Source organism: Streptomyces wedmorensis, assembly GCF_000716445.1.
In the GTDB taxonomy this organism is placed as follows: Bacteria; Actinomycetota; Actinomycetes; order Streptomycetales; family Streptomycetaceae; genus Streptomyces; species Streptomyces wedmorensis.
Genome location: NZ_JNWK01000030.1, coordinates 1 through 16,135, shown reverse-complemented (window position 1 = coordinate 16,135; position 16,135 = coordinate 1). Strand labels below are relative to the sequence as shown.

General features: G+C 71.0%; 14 protein-coding genes. 9 read left to right on the top strand and 5 right to left on the bottom strand.

All coding sequences use genetic code 11. The features are described from left to right. Window positions 1-23: 23 nt before the first annotated feature. Window positions 24-2,756 carry a pyruvate dehydrogenase (acetyl-transferring), homodimeric type gene (aceE, locus tag OO54_RS22845; RefSeq protein ID WP_033205938.1) on the bottom strand — a complete coding sequence of 911 codons (2,733 nt, stop codon included), beginning with the start codon at window positions 2,754-2,756 and terminating at the stop codon, window positions 24-26. Window positions 2,757-3,185: 429 nt separating this feature from the next. On the opposite strand from aceE, the gene OO54_RS22840 reads away from it, so the two are divergent. From OO54_RS22840 to OO54_RS22815, 6 genes are all read left to right on the top strand, one after another. Continuing rightward, entirely contained in the window at window positions 3,186-3,608 is a 423-nt protein-coding gene (locus tag OO54_RS22840) for a DUF3052 domain-containing protein (RefSeq protein WP_017239121.1), read from the top strand. Window positions 3,609-3,727: 119 nt separating this feature from the next. Next, a complete protein-coding gene (locus tag OO54_RS22835) occupies window positions 3,728-4,186 on the top strand; it encodes a peroxiredoxin (protein ID WP_017239120.1) in 459 nt (152 codons plus the stop codon). Window positions 4,187-4,324: 138 nt separating this feature from the next. Continuing rightward, window positions 4,325-4,900 carry a TerD family protein gene (locus OO54_RS22830; protein WP_026058190.1) on the top strand — a complete coding sequence of 192 codons (576 nt, stop codon included), beginning with the start codon at window positions 4,325-4,327 and terminating at the stop codon, window positions 4,898-4,900. Between the two features lie 81 nt (window positions 4,901-4,981). Continuing rightward, window positions 4,982-5,557: a TerD family protein gene (locus tag OO54_RS22825; RefSeq protein ID WP_033205936.1), complete on the top strand. Its 576-nt coding sequence runs from the start codon at window positions 4,982-4,984 to the stop codon at window positions 5,555-5,557. Between the two features lie 28 nt (window positions 5,558-5,585). Then, the gene (locus tag OO54_RS22820) at window positions 5,586-6,734 is read left to right on the top strand and encodes a DUF475 domain-containing protein (RefSeq protein ID WP_033205934.1); all 1,149 of its coding nucleotides are present in this window, start codon (window positions 5,586-5,588) and stop codon (window positions 6,732-6,734) included. Between the two features lie 133 nt (window positions 6,735-6,867). After that, window positions 6,868-7,605, top strand: coding sequence for a TerD family protein (locus OO54_RS22815; protein WP_033205933.1), 738 nt, complete (start codon window positions 6,868-6,870; stop codon window positions 7,603-7,605). 63 nt (window positions 7,606-7,668) lie between these two features. Here OO54_RS22815 and OO54_RS22810 read toward each other — a convergent pair whose 3' ends face one another. After that, window positions 7,669-8,520 (bottom strand): TerD family protein, encoded by an 852-nt coding sequence (locus OO54_RS22810; RefSeq protein ID WP_033205932.1) that lies wholly within the window; start codon window positions 8,518-8,520, stop codon window positions 7,669-7,671. 177 nt (window positions 8,521-8,697) lie between these two features. On the opposite strand from OO54_RS22810, the gene OO54_RS22805 reads away from it, so the two are divergent. Genes OO54_RS22805 through OO54_RS22795 form a run of 3 tightly spaced genes read left to right on the top strand, consistent with a single transcriptional unit; the run spans window position 8,698 to window position 13,463 of the window. Then, on the top strand, window positions 8,698-9,882 hold the full coding sequence (locus tag OO54_RS22805) for an HpcH/HpaI aldolase/citrate lyase family protein (RefSeq protein ID WP_033205930.1): 1,185 nt from the start codon (window positions 8,698-8,700) through the stop codon (window positions 9,880-9,882). A gap of 18 nt (window positions 9,883-9,900) precedes the next feature. Then, window positions 9,901-12,597 (top strand): phosphoribosyltransferase, encoded by a 2,697-nt coding sequence (locus OO54_RS22800; protein WP_033205929.1) that lies wholly within the window; start codon window positions 9,901-9,903, stop codon window positions 12,595-12,597. A 20-nt stretch (window positions 12,598-12,617) separates the two neighbouring features. Further along, window positions 12,618-13,463: an HAD family hydrolase gene (locus tag OO54_RS22795; protein ID WP_234439389.1), complete on the top strand. Its 846-nt coding sequence runs from the start codon at window positions 12,618-12,620 to the stop codon at window positions 13,461-13,463. 171 nt (window positions 13,464-13,634) lie between these two features. On the opposite strand, the gene OO54_RS22790 is transcribed toward OO54_RS22795, so the two are convergent. The 3 genes from OO54_RS22790 to OO54_RS48360 all read right to left on the bottom strand — a co-directional run. After that, a complete protein-coding gene (locus OO54_RS22790) occupies window positions 13,635-13,859 on the bottom strand; it encodes an FmdB family zinc ribbon protein (RefSeq protein ID WP_017239112.1) in 225 nt (74 codons plus the stop codon). A gap of 32 nt (window positions 13,860-13,891) precedes the next feature. Continuing rightward, window positions 13,892-15,205: a coiled-coil domain-containing protein gene (locus tag OO54_RS22785; protein ID WP_234439388.1), complete on the bottom strand. Its 1,314-nt coding sequence runs from the start codon at window positions 15,203-15,205 to the stop codon at window positions 13,892-13,894. Between the two features lie 120 nt (window positions 15,206-15,325). Beyond that, window positions 15,326-16,135 (bottom strand): DUF4097 family beta strand repeat-containing protein (locus OO54_RS48360; RefSeq protein ID WP_342450924.1); only part of this gene is annotated, 810 nt, incomplete at its 5' end.

Sequence of the window (16,135 nt, the reverse complement as noted above, 5' to 3'; positions counted from 1 at the left end):
GATCGACAGGACACCCCACGGGCTCAGGCGTCGCCGCCCGCGGCGCCGGGGTCGGCGGCCGCCACGTCGAGCAGCTGGTAGCGGTCCACGGCCTGCTTCAGGGCCGAACGGTCGACCTTGCCCGCGCGGGCGAGCTCGGTCAGCACGGCCAGCACGATCGACTGGGCGTCGATGTGGAAGTAGCGGCGGGCCGCACCCCGCGTGTCCGCGAAGCCGAAGCCGTCCGCGCCCAGCGAGGTGTACGTGCCCGGCACCCAGCGGGAGATCTGGTCCGGCACCGCCCGCATCCAGTCCGAGACCGCCACGAACGGGCCCTCGGCGCCCTGGAGCTTGCGGGTGACGTACGGGACGCGGAGCTCCTCGTCCGGGTGGAGCAGGTTGTGCTCCTCGACGGCCACGGCCTCGCGGCGCAGCTCGGTCCAGGAGGTCGCGGACCAGACGTCGGCCCGCACGTTCCACTCCTCGGCGAGGATCCGCTGCGCCTCGATCGCCCACGGCACGGCGACACCCGAGGCCATGATCTGCGCCGGGATGGCGCCGGCCTCGGCCGGCTTGAGGCGGTGGATGCCCTGGAGGATGCCGTCCACGTCCACGTCCGCGGGCTCGGCCGGGTGCTGGATCGGCTCGTTGTAGACGGTCAGGTAGTAGAAGACGTCCTCGGCGGCGGGGCCGTACATCCGCCGCAGGCCGTCCTTGACGATGTGCGCGATCTCGAAGCCGTACGCCGGGTCGTAGGCGATGCAGGCCGGGTTGGTCGAGGCGATCAGGTGCGAGTGGCCGTCCGCGTGCTGGAGGCCCTCGCCGGTCAGCGTGGTGCGGCCGGCGGTGGCGCCGAGCACGAAGCCGCGCGCCAGCTGGTCGGCCATCTGCCAGAACTGGTCGCCGGTCCGCTGGAAACCGAACATCGAGTAGAAGACGTACACCGGGATCAGCGGCTCGCCGTGCGTGGCGTACGCCGAACCGGCGGCGATCAGCGAGGCCGTGCAGCCGGCCTCGGAGATGCCGTCGTGGAGCATCTGGCCGGTCGGGGACTCCTTGTAGGCGAGCAGGAGTTCGCGGTCGACCGCCTCGTACTGCTGGCCCAGCGGGTTGTAGATCTTGGCGCTCGGGAAGAACGCGTCCATGCCGAAGGTGCGGTACTCGTCGGGGGCGATCAGCACGAAGCGCCGGCCGATCTCCTTGTCCCGCATGAGGTCCTTCAGGATGCGGACGAACGCCATGGTGGTGGCGATCGACTGCTGCCCGGAGCCCTTCTTGGCCGCCTCGTAGGTCTTGTCGTCGGGGAGGGCCAGCGGCTTCGCCCGCACGACGCGGGTCGGCACGTACCCGCCGAGCGCCTCGCGGCGGTCGTGCATGTACTGGATCTCCTCGGAGTTCCGGCCCGGGTGGTAGTACGGCGGCAGGCCGTCCTCCAACTGCCGGTCAGTCACCGGGATGTGCAGCCGGTCGCGGAAGCGCTTGAGGTCGTCGACCGTCAGCTTCTTCATCTGGTGGGTCGCGTTGCGGCCCTCGAAGTTCGGGCCGAGGGTCCAGCCCTTGACGGTCTGCGCGAGGATCACGGTCGGCTGGCCCGCGTGGGCCTTGGCCGCCGCGTAGGCCGCGTAGATCTTCTTGTGGTCGTGGCCGCCGCGGCCCAGGTGCAGGATCTGCTGGTCCGACATGCCCTCGACCATCGCCCGCAGCCGGTGGTCGTCGCCGAAGAAGTGGTCCCGGATGTAGCCGCCGGTCTCCGTGGCGTACGTCTGGAACTGGCCGTCCGGTGTGGTGTTCAGCTTGTTGACGAGGATGCCGTCGCGGTCCTGTGCGAGCAGCGGGTCCCAGGAGCGGTCCCAGATCAGCTTGATGACGTTCCAGCCGTTGCCCCGGAAGATCGACTCCAGCTCCTGGATGATCTTGCCGTTGCCGCGCACCGGGCCGTCGAGGCGCTGGAGGTTGCAGTTGACGACGAAGGTCAGGTTGTCCAGGCCCTCGCGAGCGGCGATGGAGAGCTGGCCGAGCGACTCGACCTCGTCCATCTCGCCGTCGCCGAGGAACGCCCAGACGTGGGACTTGGAGGTGTCGGCGATGCCGCGCGCCTCCATGTACCGGTTCATCCGGGCCTGGTAGATCGCGCCGAGCGGGCCGAGGCCCATCGAGACGGTCGGGAACTCCCAGAAGTCCGGCATCAGCCGCGGGTGCGGGTACGACGAGAGGCCGTTGGGGAACTTCGACTTCTCCTGGCGGAAGCCGTCGAGCTGGGTGTCGTTCAGCCGGTCCAGGAGGTAGGCGCGGGCGTAGATGCCGGGGGAGGCGTGCCCCTGGAAGAAGATCTGGTCGCCGCCGTCGCCCTCGTCCTTGCCGCGGAAGAAGTGGTTGAAGCCCACGTCGTAGAGCGAGGCCGAGGAGGCGAAGGTCGCGATGTGACCGCCGACGCCGATGCCCGGGCGCTGGGCGCGCGAGACCATGACGGCCGCGTTCCACCGGGTGGCGTTGAGAACCTTGCGCTCGATCTCCTCGTTGCCGGGGAAGAAGGGCTCGTCCTTGGTGGCGATGGTGTTGACGTAGTCCGAGCTCCGCATCTCGGGCACGGCCACGCGCTTCTCGCGGGCCCGCTCGATCAGACGGAGCATGAGGTAGCGGGCTCGCTCACGGCCCCGCTCGTCGACGGCCGCGTCGAGGGAGTCGAGCCATTCCTGGGTCTCTTCCGGGTCGAAATCCGGGACCTGGCTGGGAAGGCCGCCAATGATGATCGGGTTGCGATCGGATCCGGGAGCCACGCTCTTCCTTCGCTGTTCGGTGGTGCCCACGGGCCACGGAGTGGTCGGGATGTCCATCGTGTACCCCGCCGACGCCAGACGTCACACTTACCGAGGGGTAACCCCCAGGGGTGTCCTCCACCTCTCCGGGTGTGTGTTCGGGTGCGGTCAAATCGCAACCTTACGCCCAAGTCGCGCATGCGTTTCGTCCGGGCGTTCGGCAGACTGAAACCGCAGAAGCCGGTAAACCGGGACGAACCATGTGTGTCTGATCACGAAGGAGGGTACGAGCCTGCCGAAAGTTGGGGCGAGACGGCCCCAAACGTCACCGTTTCGGCGGTCTCCGCGGCCCGGTACTTGCGCGATCAGCCCCGGCACGTGTGGACTACGGCCAGCGCCACGCGCCCACGCGTGGCCCACAGCATTTTCCGAATGAGCAGGAGGCAAGCCGTGAGCGCGACCGCGGACCACGCGGAGGAGCGGACCAACCCGGCCGGCAGGCTGGGGTTCGAGCCCGGACAGGTGGTCCAGGAGATCGGCTACGACGACGACGTCGACCAGGATCTCCGTGAAGGCATCGAGTCCATCATCGGGGCCGACCTCGTGGACGAGGACTACGACGACGTCGCCGACGCCGTCGTGCTCTGGTTCCGTGACGAGGACGGTGACCTCACCGACGCCCTGGTGGACTCCATCGGTCTTCTGGAGGACGGCGGCATGATCTGGCTGCTGACGCCGAAGACCGGCCGCGACGGCTACATCGAGCCGTCCGACATCAACGATGCCGCGCAGACTGCTGGTCTCTCCCAGACCAAGAGCATCAGCGTCGCCAAGGACTGGACGGGCACCCGCCTGACCGCCCCCAAGCGCTGATCACCACGCTGCGAGAAGCCCCCGCCGGCCCGCCGGCGGGGGCTTTCGTGCACAGGCCGTAGGCTGGGCCTCACCGATTCGGCCCAGGGACCGGGTCCGTCGAAGGGATGTGTGACGCGATGGCCGTCGAGGTCGGCACCGAGGCCCCGGAGTTCGAGCTGAAGGACAACCACGGCCGCACCGTGAGGCTCTCGGACTTCCGCGGCGAGAAGAACGTGGTGCTGCTCTTCTACCCGTTCGCGTTCACCGGCGTCTGCACCGGCGAGCTGCGCGAGCTGCGCGACCACCTGCCGAGCTTCGTCAACGACGACACCCAGCTCCTGGCCGTCTCCAACGACTCGATCCACACCCTGCGGGTCTTCGCCGACCAGGAGGACCTGGACTTCCCGCTGCTCTCCGACTTCTGGAAGCACGGCGAGGCCTCCCGCGCCTACGGCGTCTTCGACGAGGAGAAGGGCTGCGCGGTCCGCGGCACCTTCGTCATCGACCGGCAGGGCGTCGTCCGCTGGACCGTCGTCAACGCCCTGTCGGACGCCCGTGACCTCGGCGACTACCTGAAGGCCCTCGACGCCATCTGAGCCGGTCCGGGGCCGACACCCTCGGAATCACCGGTCGAATCGACTGTTTCGACCGGGAACCCGTCACTAGGATCCAGTCGTTGATCCGATGCCAACGCACGACTGGGGCGCTGCCCCTGAAAACGTATGGAGGGACTCGTGGGAGTCAGCCTCAGCAAGGGCGGCAACGTCTCGCTGACCAAGGAGGCCCCTGGCCTCACCGCCGTGACCGTCGGTCTGGGCTGGGACGTCCGCACCACCACCGGTACGGACTTCGACCTCGACGCCAGCGCCATCCTGGTGAGCGAGGAGGGCAAGGTCCGCAACGACCAGGACTTCGTCTTCTTCAACAACCTGAAGAGCGCCGACGGCTCGGTCGAGCACACCGGTGACAACCTCACCGGCGAGGGCGAGGGCGACGACGAGCAGGTCAAGGTCAGCCTGGCCACCGTGCCGGCCGACGTGGCCAAGATCGTCTTCCCGGTGTCGATCTACGACGCCGAGAACCGCCAGCAGTCCTTCGGCCAGGTGCGCAACGCGTTCATCCGCGTCGTGAACCAGGCCGGCGGCGCCGAGATCGCGCGGTACGACCTCTCCGAGGACGCCTCGACCGAGACCGCCATGGTCTTCGGCGAGCTGTACCGCCACGGTGCCGAGTGGAAGTTCCGCGCCGTCGGCCAGGGCTACGCCTCCGGCCTGCGCGGCATCGCGCAGGACTTCGGCGTCAACGTCTGAGCCGAATAGTTCGAACCGTCCGGCGCCGCACCTCCGTGCGGCGCCGGACGTGCCTCATCACCACCGGGGAGGAACCGCATCATGGGCGTCACGCTCGCCAAGGGAGGCAACGTCTCCCTCTCCAAGGCCGCACCCAACCTCACCAAGGTCCTCGTCGGACTCGGCTGGGACGCGCGCTCCACCACCGGAGCCCCCTTCGACCTCGACGCCAGCGCCCTGCTGTGCCAGGCCGGCCGGGTGCTCGGGGACGAGTACTTCGTCTTCTACAACCAGCTGCGCAGCCCCGAGGGCTCCGTCGAACACACCGGCGACAACCTCACCGGCGAGGGTGACGGCGACGACGAGTCCCTGATCGTGGACCTCGACAAGGTTCCGGCGCACTGCGACAAGATCGTCTTTCCGGTGTCGATCCATGACGCCGACAACCGCGGCCAGAGCTTCGGCCAGGTCAGCAATGCTTTCATTCGCGTCGTGAACCAGCTGGACGGTCAGGAACTCGCCCGGTACGACCTCTCCGAGGACGCGTCCACCGAGACCGCGATGATCTTCGGCGAGCTCTACCGCTACAACGGCGAATGGAAGTTCCGTGCGGTCGGTCAGGGGTACGCGTCGGGGCTGAGGGGCATCGCTCTAGACTTCGGGGTCAACGTTTCGTAAAGCCATGTGATTCACGATGGGGCAAACAGTGGTTCTGAAAACCTTCGGCTGGTCGTTCGCCATCACGGCACTCGGCCTGGTCGCAGCGGTGCTCTACGGGGGGTGGGAGGCGTTCGGGATCGTCGCGATCCTGTGCGTCCTCGAGATCTCGCTGTCCTTCGACAATGCAGTGGTCAACGCCGGAATCCTGAAGAAGATGAATGCCTTCTGGCAGAAGATCTTCCTCACCATCGGTGTGCTCATCGCCGTCTTCGGCATGAGGCTGGTCTTCCCCGTCGTGATCGTGGCGATCAGTGCCAAGATCGGCCCCATCGAGGCGGTCGATCTCGCACTCAACGACGCCGAGCGCTACGAACAGCTCGTCACCGACGCCCACCCCTCGATCGCGGCCTTCGGCGGGATGTTCCTGCTGATGATCTTCCTCGACTTCATCTTCGAGGACCGTGACATCAAGTGGCTCGGCTGGCTGGAGCGCCCGCTGGCGAAGCTCGGCAAGGTCGACATGCTGTCGGTCTGCATCGCCCTGGTCGTCCTGGCGATCAGCGCCATGACCTTCGCGACCCAGGCCCACCAGCACGGCGGCACGCACGTCGACGCGGCGTCGACGGTTCTGCTCTCGGGCGTCTTCGGCCTCATCACGTACCTCGTCGTCGGCGGTCTCTCCGGTTACTTCGAGAACAAGCTGGAGGAGGAGGAGGAGCGCGAGCACGAGGCCGAGGAAGAGGCCAAGCGCAGCGGCAAGCAGGTCGGCGTCGTGCAGCTGGCCGGCAAGGCCGCCTTCTTCATGTTCCTCTACCTGGAGGTCCTCGACGCCTCCTTCTCCTTCGACGGTGTCATCGGCGCCTTCGCCATCACCAACGACATCGTCCTGATGGCGCTCGGCCTCGGCGTCGGCGCCATGTACGTCCGTTCGCTGACGGTCTACCTGGTCCGCCAGGGCACCCTCGACGACTACGTCTACCTGGAGCACGGCGCGCACTACGCGATCGGCGCGCTGGCCCTGATCCTCATGGTCTCCATCCGCTACCAGATCCCCGAGGTGGTCACCGGTCTCATCGGTGTCGCCCTCATCGCCTGGTCCTTCTGGTCCTCCGTACGGCGCAACAAGGCGCTCGCGGCGGCCGAGGGCGGGTCGGGTCCCTCGGGGGACAAGACCGAGGTGTCGTCCGGGGTGTGACAACCCCGGCAATGAGGAACGCTTCACTGCGGGGCGGTCGGTGCACCCGGCCGCCCCGCAGGCATGTGCGGTGTCGGTGATCAGCGGTGCCGGCGATCAGTGGGGCCGGCGATCAGTGGGGGGTGAAGGCGTCATGGCCTTCTGGGACAACCTTTTTCCGGGAAGGGCGGCACCGTTCGACTCGGGCAATGCCGTGTCGAACGCGATCGACCTGACGAAACGGCGCCCGTCCGTGTCGCTCACCAAGCAGGGCGCCGCGACGGGAAACCTCCGGGTGAACCTCTCCTGGCGGATGCGGACCTCCGACATCGAGGGCCGCTCACGGCAGAGCGGGCGGCTGCTGCGGAACCCCTCCCAGCTCTTCAAGCCCGAGGTCGTCCAGGCCCATACCCAGGGCATGGTCAACGTCGACCTCGACCTGGGCTGCCTCTACGAGCTCGCCGACGGCAGCAAGGGAGTGGTGCAGCCGCTGGGCGGGTTCTTCGGCGACCTGAACGCGGCCCCGTACGTGAAGCTGAGCGGCGACGACCGCTTCGGGGGCTCCTCCGGCGAGACGATCTTCGTCAACCTGGACCACCGTGACTCGATCAAGCGGCTGCTGTTCTTCGCGTACATCTACGACCAGACCCCGGCCTTCGACCGCACGCACGCCAAGGTCACGCTCTACCCGAGCAACGGCCCGCGGATCGAGATCGAACTCGACGAGCGCGCCCCGCAGGCCCGCTCCTGCGCGGTCTTCTCCATGGAGAACGTCAAGGGCGAGCTGACCGTCCGCCGCGAGGTGCGGTTCGTATACGGCTTCCAGGCCGAGCTGGACCGGCTGTACGGCTGGGGACTCCAGTGGGGGCGCGGCTACAAGACCAAGGCGTAGCCGTTGCCCCCGGGGACGCCCGTGGGACCGGCGGCGTCCCCGGGACGGCCGCCGGTGCCGGCCTCAGGACGACCTGACGAACTGCGGACCCATCGGCGGCATCCGGAAGTCGGGCGCCGGGTTCTGCTCGGCGGCCGCCACGGGCTGCGGGTAGCCGTACGCCGGGGCCGGGGCGTGCGTGGGCGGCTGCGGGTAGCCGTAGCCGGGCGCGCGGTCCGGCACGGGCGGCACCGTCGGCTGCGGCGGCACGGGAACGGGCGTGTGGACCAGGGTCAGGTCCAGATCCGGGTCGCCGGCAGTGGCGCCCTCCTGGGCGCCCGCGGCGGCGTCCTGGGCCCCCTGCGCGGCCTCCTGGGCGGCGTCCTCGTCCACCGAGATGCCGAAGTCGGTCGCGAGGCCGATCAGACCCGTCGGATAGCCCTGTCCCACCGCGCGGAACTTCCAGCCGTCCCCGCGCCGGTACAGCTCGCCGCAGATGACCGCCGTCTCCTCGCCGGTCTCCGCCGTCACGTCGAAGCGGGCCAGCGGCTCGCGCTCAGGCCCGGCCGTCGCGTCGAACACGAGGATGCGGAGGTCGGAGACGGAGCGGAACGTGCCGCCGTCCGAGGAGGCCGCGATCACCACCCGGTCGACCGACCCGTCGAGACCGGCCAGATCGGCCTCCACGGTGTCCGTCAGGCCCTCGGCGACCCGCTTCTTCGGCAGCCGCCGCACCAGGCCCGAAGGGTGGCGCGGCTGGTTGTAGAAGACGAAGTCCTCGTCGGACCGCACACGCCCGGAGGGCCCCAGCAGCAGGGCCGAGGCATCCACGTCGGGGACCCCGGGGCCCGGGGTCCAGCGGAGCACGGCCCGTACGGCCGCGGTGTCGAGAGGGACGTTGGAGCCCTTCAGCATCGCGTGCGTCATGACCGTCATCCTGCCCTCCCGGCCGACCCGCGGACAACGCGGGGGCACCACCGATACCGGGCCGAGACGACGGATGCTGACGAGTTACCTGAATTTCATGCACCGAGGGAACTACGGACACCCGCACCTACGTACTATTACCGGCCACATGTCGTCAGGGCCCAGAGAGGCAGACGGGGGACTTACATGCGTCATTTCGGGCACATCCCGTCCGCAACGCGGGCCGGGCTGTTCCACCGCGAGCCGGCCGACTTCACGGCCGACTCACCCGCGCGCACGCTCGCCGTAGCGCTCGGTGCCACGCTCTACAGCCCGGCCACCCGGCCGCGGCTCGCCGACGACGTGCGCAAGCAGGCAGCCCGCGGAGTGGTCTCCATGGTGCTCTGCCTGGAGGACTCCATCAGCGACGGCGACGTCGAGGCAGGCGAGGCCAACCTCGTCCGCCAGTTCGCCGACCTCGCCGCGGGCACCGTGACGGACGCCGACACCGCCACGGACGTGCCCCTGCTCTTCATCCGCGTCCGCGAACCGCGCCAGATCACCGACCTCGTCACCCGCCTGGGCGACACGGTGCGGCTGCTGTCCGGATTCGTGCTGCCCAAGTTCGACGAGACCCGCGGCCGCGCCTTCCTCGAAGCGCTCACCCAGGCCGAGCGGACCAGCGGCAGGCGCCTCTTCGCCATGCCCGTCCTCGAGTCCCCCGAGCTCCTCCACCTGGAGACCCGGGCCGAGACCCTCGCCGGAATCGCCTCGATCACCGACAAGTACCGCGACCGCGTCCTCGCCCTGCGCCTCGGCGTCACCGACTTCTGCTCCGCCTACGGGCTGCGCCGCTCGCCCGACATGACCGCGTACGACGTCAAGATCGTCGCCAACGTCATCGCCGACGTCGTCAACGTCCTCGGCCGCTCCGACGGCACCGGCTTCACCGTCACCGGACCCGTCTGGGAGTACTTCCGGCCCGGCGAGCGCATGTTCAAGCCCCAGCTGCGCCGCAGCCCGTTCCTGGAGGGTCGCGCCGAGGACCTGCGCACCGCCCTCATCGAACACGACCTCGACGGCCTGCTCCGCGAGATCGAGCTCGACCGCGCCAACGGCCTCCTCGGCAAGACCTGCATCCACCCCACCCACGTGGTGCCGGTGCACGCCCTCTCCGTGGTCAGCCACGAGGAGTGGAGCGACGCCCAGGACATCCTGCGGCCCGAACAGGGCGGCGGCGGAGTCCTCCGCTCCGCCTACACGAACAAGATGAACGAAGTGAAGCCGCATCGCGCGTGGGCCGAACGCACCCTCCAGCGCGCCGAGGTCTTCGGCGTCGCCAAGGAGGACGTCGGCTTCGTGGATCTGCTCACCGCCGGACTTGCCGGCTGACGAAGGGACGTCGACGACGTGGTGTGGACCGGAACGTGGGTCGCGGAGCGACTGGGCGTCGAACTGATCGGCGACGAGGAGCTGCCGGCCCTGTTGGGCCTCGCACTGCGCCGCAACCCCAAGCGGGCGCATCTGCTGGTCTCCAGCGTGCTCGGCAAGCACGTGCCGCAGCGCCCCTCGGTCGTGTACGGCTCCGGCCTCGACCTCGGCCGCCGCGTCCGGGCGCTCCTCGGCGACGAGGAGGCCGCCCGAGCCGTCGTCCTCGGCTACGCGGAGACCGCCACCGCCCTGGGGCACGCCGTCGCCGACGGCCTCGGCCTCGCCCCGTACCTCCACTCCACCCGGCGGCCGGTGGCCGGCGTCGCCCGTGCGGGCGGCTTCGAGGAGTCCCACTCCCACGCCACCTCGCACCTGCTGCTGCCCGAGGACCCCAAGCTCCTCGCCGGCGACGGGCCCCTCGTCCTCGTCGACGACGAGTTCTCCACCGGCAACACCGTCCTCAACACCGTCCGCGCCCTCCACGAGCGCTACCCGCGCGACCGCTACGTCGTCGTCGCCCTCGTCGACATGCGCTCCGCCGCCGACCTCGGCCGCCTCGACGCCTTCGCCGCCGAGATCGGTGCCCGCGTCGACCTCGTCGCCGGCGCCGCCGGCACCGTCCGCCTCCCCGACGGCGTCCTGGAGAAGGGCCAGGCCCTCGTCGCCGCCCAGGAACGCGCCCACGACGCGGCCCGGACCGCCTCCGACGCCACCGGTGCCGACGCCTCCCCCGCGGCCGAGGGCGCCCCCGACGCCTCCCTCGCGGCCGGTGCGGCCCCCGCGCCCGCGGCCCTCCCGCGTACCCCTCGCGCGACCCCCGTCCGTATCGACCTCGGCTGGCCCGAGGGCCTGCCCGACGGCGGTCGGCACGGCTTCACGCCCGATCACCGCACCGGCCTCGAAGCGGCCCTGCCCGCCATGGCGGACCGGATCGCGCAGGCCCTGCGCGCCCCGGCCGCCCCGGGTGCCTCGGCCGCCCCGGGTGGCCTGGCCGACCCGGCCGACCCGGCCGACACGGCCGACACGGCCGACCCGGCCGACACGGAGCGGCCCACCCCGGTCCCGCCGCACGTGCCGCCCCGCGTGCTCGTGCTCGGGTTCGAGGAGCTGATGTACGCGCCGCTGCGGCTCGGCACGGCACTGGAGGAGGCGGGGCACGACGTCCGCTACTCCACCACGACCCGCTCTCCCGTACTCGCCGTCGACGACCCCGGGTACGCGATACGCACCCGGCTCGTCTTCCCCGCCCATGACGACCCCGCCGACGGCCCCGGTGAGCGCTACGCGTACAACGTGGCCGGCGCCGGCTTCGACGCCGTCGTCGCGGTCGTCGACTCCACCGCCGACACCCCGGCCCTGCACGCCCCGGACGGCCTGCTCGCCCGGCTCGCCGCGCACATCCCGCGCGTCGTGCTCGCCGTCGTCCCCTCGCACACGCCCACGGTCCCGTCGCACACGCCCACGGTCCCGTCGTACACGCCCACGGTCTCCGAAGCTCCCGAAAGGAGCTCCATGCTGCCCGAGCCCCTCCGCGGCCCCGCCTTCTCGTCGTACGCACCCGAGGAGGTCGGCTGGCTGCTCCAGGACCTCTCGGACGTCGAGTTGGAGGCGCCCACCGAGGAACGCGAGGAAGCCATCCAGAGCGGCGGCGCGCACTACGCCGAGTCGCTCCCCGTCGAGTACCAGCCCAGCGAGCGCTACCAGGAGCTGTTCCACACCGCCCTGGAGAGCTCCGCCACCCGCATCGCCCGCGCCGTCGGCACCGTCACCGAGACCGTCCTCGCGGAGCGGCCCGGCCGCCGCCCGGTCCTGGTCTCGCTCGCCCGCGCCGGCACCCCCGTCGGCGTCCTCATGCGCCGCTGGGCCCTGGCCCGCCACGACCTCGACCTCCCGCACTACGCCGTGTCCATCGTGCGCGGCCGCGGCATCGACGCCAACGCGCTCCGCTGGCTCGCCGCCCACCACGACCCGGCCGACGTCGTGTTCGTCGACGGCTGGACCGGAAAGGGCGCCATCACCCGCGAACTCGCCGACGCGCTCAAGGAGTTCGAGGCGACCGAGGGGATCACCGGCTTCGACCCGGAGATCGCGGTCCTCGCCGACCCCGGTTCCTGCGTCCGCGTCCACGGCACCCGCGAGGACTTCCTCATCCCCTCCGCCTGCCTCAACTCCACGGTCTCCGGCCTGATATCGCGCACCGTGCTCCGCTCCGACCTCGTCGGACCGGACGACTTCCACGGCGCCAAGTTCTACCGCGAGCTGGCCGGCGCCGACGTCTCCGCGGACTTCCTCGACGCCGTCGCCGCCCGCTTCGACGAAGTCGCCGAGACCGTCGACACCGACGTCAAGGAACTCCTCGCCACCGACCGCACCCCCACCTGGGAAGGCTGGGCCGCCGTCGAGCGGATCAGCGAGGAGTACGGCATCCACGACGTCAACCTCGTCAAGCCGGGCGTCGGCGAGACCACCCGGGTCCTCCTCCGGCGCGTCCCCTGGAAGATCCTCGCCAAGCGCGGCGCCGACGCCGACCTGGCACACGTCCGCCTGCTCGCCGAACAGCGCGGCGTACCGGTCGAAGAGGTCGACGGACTCCCGTACAGCTGCGTGGGCCTGATCCACCCCCAGTACACACGGGGCGCCACGGGCGCCGACGGCAAGGCGGTGGTGTCCCAGTGAGCACGCCTGCGAGCACCCCCGTGAGCACGAAGGCGACCACGAAGCCGGACGCGACGCCGACCACGACGCTGGTCGCGAGCGACCTCGACCGCACCCTCATCTACTCGACGGCGGCCCTCTCCCTCGGCATGCCCGACGCCCAGGCGCCCCGGCTGCTCTGCGTCGAGGTCCACGAGTCCAAGCCGCTCTCCTACATGACCGAGGACGCGGCCGACCTCCTCGCCCGGCTCACCGCCGAGACCGTCTTCGTCCCCACCACCACCCGGACGCGCAAGCAGTACCAGCGCATCCAACTCCCGGGCACGGCGCCGAAGTACGCGATCTGCGCCAACGGCGGGCACATCCTCGTCGACGGCGTCACCGACCGCGACTGGCACGCCTCCGTACTGGGCCGGCTCGCCGACGAGTGCGCGCCGCTCTCCGAGATCCGCGCCTACCTCACCGCCACCACCGACCTGTCCTGGGTGCGTAAGCACCGGGTGGCCGAGGACCTGTTCGCCTACCTCGTCGTCGAGCGGGAGCGGCTCCCCGAGGACTGGCTGGGACGCTTCGGCGACTGGGCCGGCGAGCGCGGCTGGACCGTCTCGCTCCAGGGCCGCAAGGTGTACGCCGTCCCCAAGCCGCTCACCAAGAGCGCGGCCGTCCGCGAGGTGGCCCGCCGCACCGGCGCCACCCTCACCCTCGCCGCCGGGGACTCCCTCCTCGACGCCGACCTGCTGCTCGCCGCGGACCGGGCCTGGCGCCCCGGCCACGGTGAACTGGCCGACAGCGACTGGACCGCCCCCCACCTCGACGTCCTCGCGGAACGCGGCGTCGCGGCCGGCGAGGAGATCCTCCGCCGCTTCCGCGCAGCAGCCACGTACTGACCCTCGGGGGCACGCCCGCGCCCGCGGCAGACGAGAAGCCGCACGGAACGGACTCCGGCAACGGACTCCGGCAACGGGCGACAGGCAACGGGCGACAGACAACGGGCCGGATCCCCGGGAGACGAACTCCCGGGCATCCGGCCCGCTCGGATCCGGCCCGCTCCGCCGGGGTCAGCCGCAGCAGCCCCCACCACAGCAGCCGCCACCGCCACCGCCGCCACCCGCGCTCGGGGCGGGGGCGGCGGTGCTGCTGCCGCCGACGGCCACGGCCGAGAGCAGCTTCACGGTGTCGTCGTGCCCGGCGGGGCAGGAGGCAGGAGCGGAGGACTCGGCCATCGGACGGCTGAGCTCGAAGGTGTCGCCGCAGGTGCGGCAGCGGAATTCGTAACGAGGCATGGAGACAGGCTAACGGCGGGACGCGCCCGGCATCAGTGGCCCGCGCCCCGCTCCTCCCGGATCAGGCCGACGACGTGCGCGGCCGAGGCGCGGACGGCTTCCAGCTCGGTCAGGAAGTGCCAGTAGTCCGGGTGGCGGCCCTCCAGGGAGCCGACGGCCCGGTCGAGCCGGGCGACGGCCTCGTCGAGGGGCCGGGCATGGCGCGGGTCGGGCGTGTTCCGGCCCGCCATCGCCAGCCGCTGGGCGTCCCGCACCGCGAACCGGGTGCGGTCGACCTCCGCCGTCGGGTCCTTCGCGACGGCGTCCACACGACGCAGCCGCTCCCCGGCGGCCGAGACGGCCTCGTCTGTCGATTCGAGCAGCGCGCGGACCGTGGACAGCAGCGAGGTCGCGTCCGGCCAGCGCTGCTCGGTCCGCGCCTTCCCGGCCTCGGCGAGCCGCTCCGCGGCCTGCCGGAGCGTTTCGCCCGCCTGCTCGGGAACGTGCTGGAGGTCCTGCCAGCAGGCCGCGGAGAACCGCCGCCGCAGCTCGGACAGGACCGGTTCGACACCGCCGGTACGAGTGGTGAGCGCCTCGGTGCGGGTACGGAGGGACACCAGGCGCCGGTCGATCTCGGCGGCCCGCTCTGGCAGCCGCTCGGCCTCGGCCCGTACCGCCTCGGCGTCCCGCGACACCCGGTCGGCCCGCTGGAGGGTCTCGGGCACGCCGTGCCGCCCCGCACCCTCGTTGAGCCGGGTCAGCTCGGGTCCGAGCTGGGCGAGCCGCAGCGCGAGGTCGTCGGCACGCAGGCCCTTCTCCCGCACGGCGTCGAGCGCGCCGCTCGCACCGCGCAACGCCTGCCGGGCCCGCTCGACCGCCGGCGCGAGCCGCGCCAGCTGCGTCTCGGCCCGCCCGAGAAGCGGCGCGAGCCCCTCCTCGAACCGATCCAGCTCTCCCTTGACCCGCTCCAGCTCCTCCTTGGCGCGGTTCAGCTCCTCACGGGCCCGGTTCGCGGTCGCCGCGTCCAACTCGTCCCGGTCGAGATCATGGGCGTCGACCGCACCGATATAGGCGTGACTCACCTCGTCGATACGGCGCCCCAGCGCCTCGAACCCCTCGACGGCCCGGTGTGCCTCCGGAGAACTGTCCACCGCCGTGATCGTCTCGATGGAGATCCGCAGCCCACGCTGAGCGGTGTCCAGCTCGTAGAACGCCGCCGCAGCAGCGTCCTTCGCCGCCTGCGCCTCCGCCCGCTGACTCTCCCCCCGCCCCCCGAACCACCGCCGCGTCCCCCCACTTGCGAACGCCTGCGGCAGCAGCGCCCCCACCAGCAACGGCAAGGCGAGGGCCAACCTCAACGTCGACATCCCCCCAGGCGCCGCGCCACCCCTCATCCCGCTCGCCGCCACGTACCTCTCCCGTGCTGTGTCCGCCGTGCCCGGTCCGGGTTCATTCTCCCACCCGGTAAGGACGAACACACGGGCCGATCAGTTCACCGTCCGCACCACGACATCGCCGTTGTCCGTGCGCACGCTCACGACATGTCCGCTTCCGTCCCGACGCGGCACGTCGAACCGGACGTCCCCGTTGTCACTGCCGCCGGCGACCTCGTACTCGCCCCTCGGCACCGACACGCTCACATCACCGTTGTCCGTGACGACGTCGACCTTGCGCGGTACGGCCCCGAGCGTGATCTTCACGTCCCCGTTGTCGGACCGGGCGACCAGCTCGGGCGCGGTGACCCCGTCCTCGACCACCACGTCCCCGTTCCCGCTCCCCAGGTCGAGCGCCCCGCCGCCCCTCCGCACCCGCACCTCCCCGTTGTCCGACCGCACCTTCAACGGCGTGTCGAACCCCTCCGCCGTCACATCCCCGTTGCCGTCCTCCACCGTCACCGCGACCCCCCGCGGCACCTGGATCCGGTGCACCGCCCCACAGCTCGCCGCCACCCCGTCACACTCCACCCGCAACGTCAGCCGCCCGTCCACCAACTTCCAGCTCGCCTCCGGCCCCGACCCCATGAACACCCACCCGTCCACCTGCCTCTCCACCCTCACCCCCGTCACATCCGCCGCCGTGATCACCAACTCCGAGTCATCCGAATCCACCGTCAACGCCTCCCCCGCGAACTCGAACACCCTCCTCTCCACCGGCGCCCCCTCGACATCCCCCGCCCCACACCCCCCGACCGCCACCACCGCCACCAACGCCCCCACACCCGCCACCCACACCCGCACCCCACGCCCCACAGCCCCCACCCCTCCCATCGACCCGATCAACCCTCCCCCGACCGTACG

Excerpts from the sequence above, each read along its gene's own strand:
- OO54_RS22835 (WP_017239120.1), top strand. The coding sequence starts at position 3,728 with ATGGCCGTCGAGGTCGGCACCGAGGCCCCGGAGTTCGAGCTGAAGGAC.
- OO54_RS22815 (WP_033205933.1), top strand. The coding sequence starts at position 6,868 with ATGGCCTTCTGGGACAACCTTTTTCCGGGAAGGGCGGCACCGTTCGAC.
- OO54_RS22785 (WP_234439388.1), bottom strand. The coding sequence starts at position 15,205 with ATGTCGACGTTGAGGTTGGCCCTCGCCTTGCCGTTGCTGGTGGGGGCG.
- OO54_RS22825 (WP_033205936.1), top strand. The coding sequence starts at position 4,982 with ATGGGCGTCACGCTCGCCAAGGGAGGCAACGTCTCCCTCTCCAAGGCC.
- OO54_RS22790 (WP_017239112.1), bottom strand. The coding sequence starts at position 13,859 with ATGCCTCGTTACGAATTCCGCTGCCGCACCTGCGGCGACACCTTCGAG.
- OO54_RS22810 (WP_033205932.1), bottom strand. The coding sequence starts at position 8,520 with ATGACGGTCATGACGCACGCGATGCTGAAGGGCTCCAACGTCCCTCTC.
- OO54_RS22805 (WP_033205930.1), top strand. The coding sequence starts at position 8,698 with ATGCGTCATTTCGGGCACATCCCGTCCGCAACGCGGGCCGGGCTGTTC.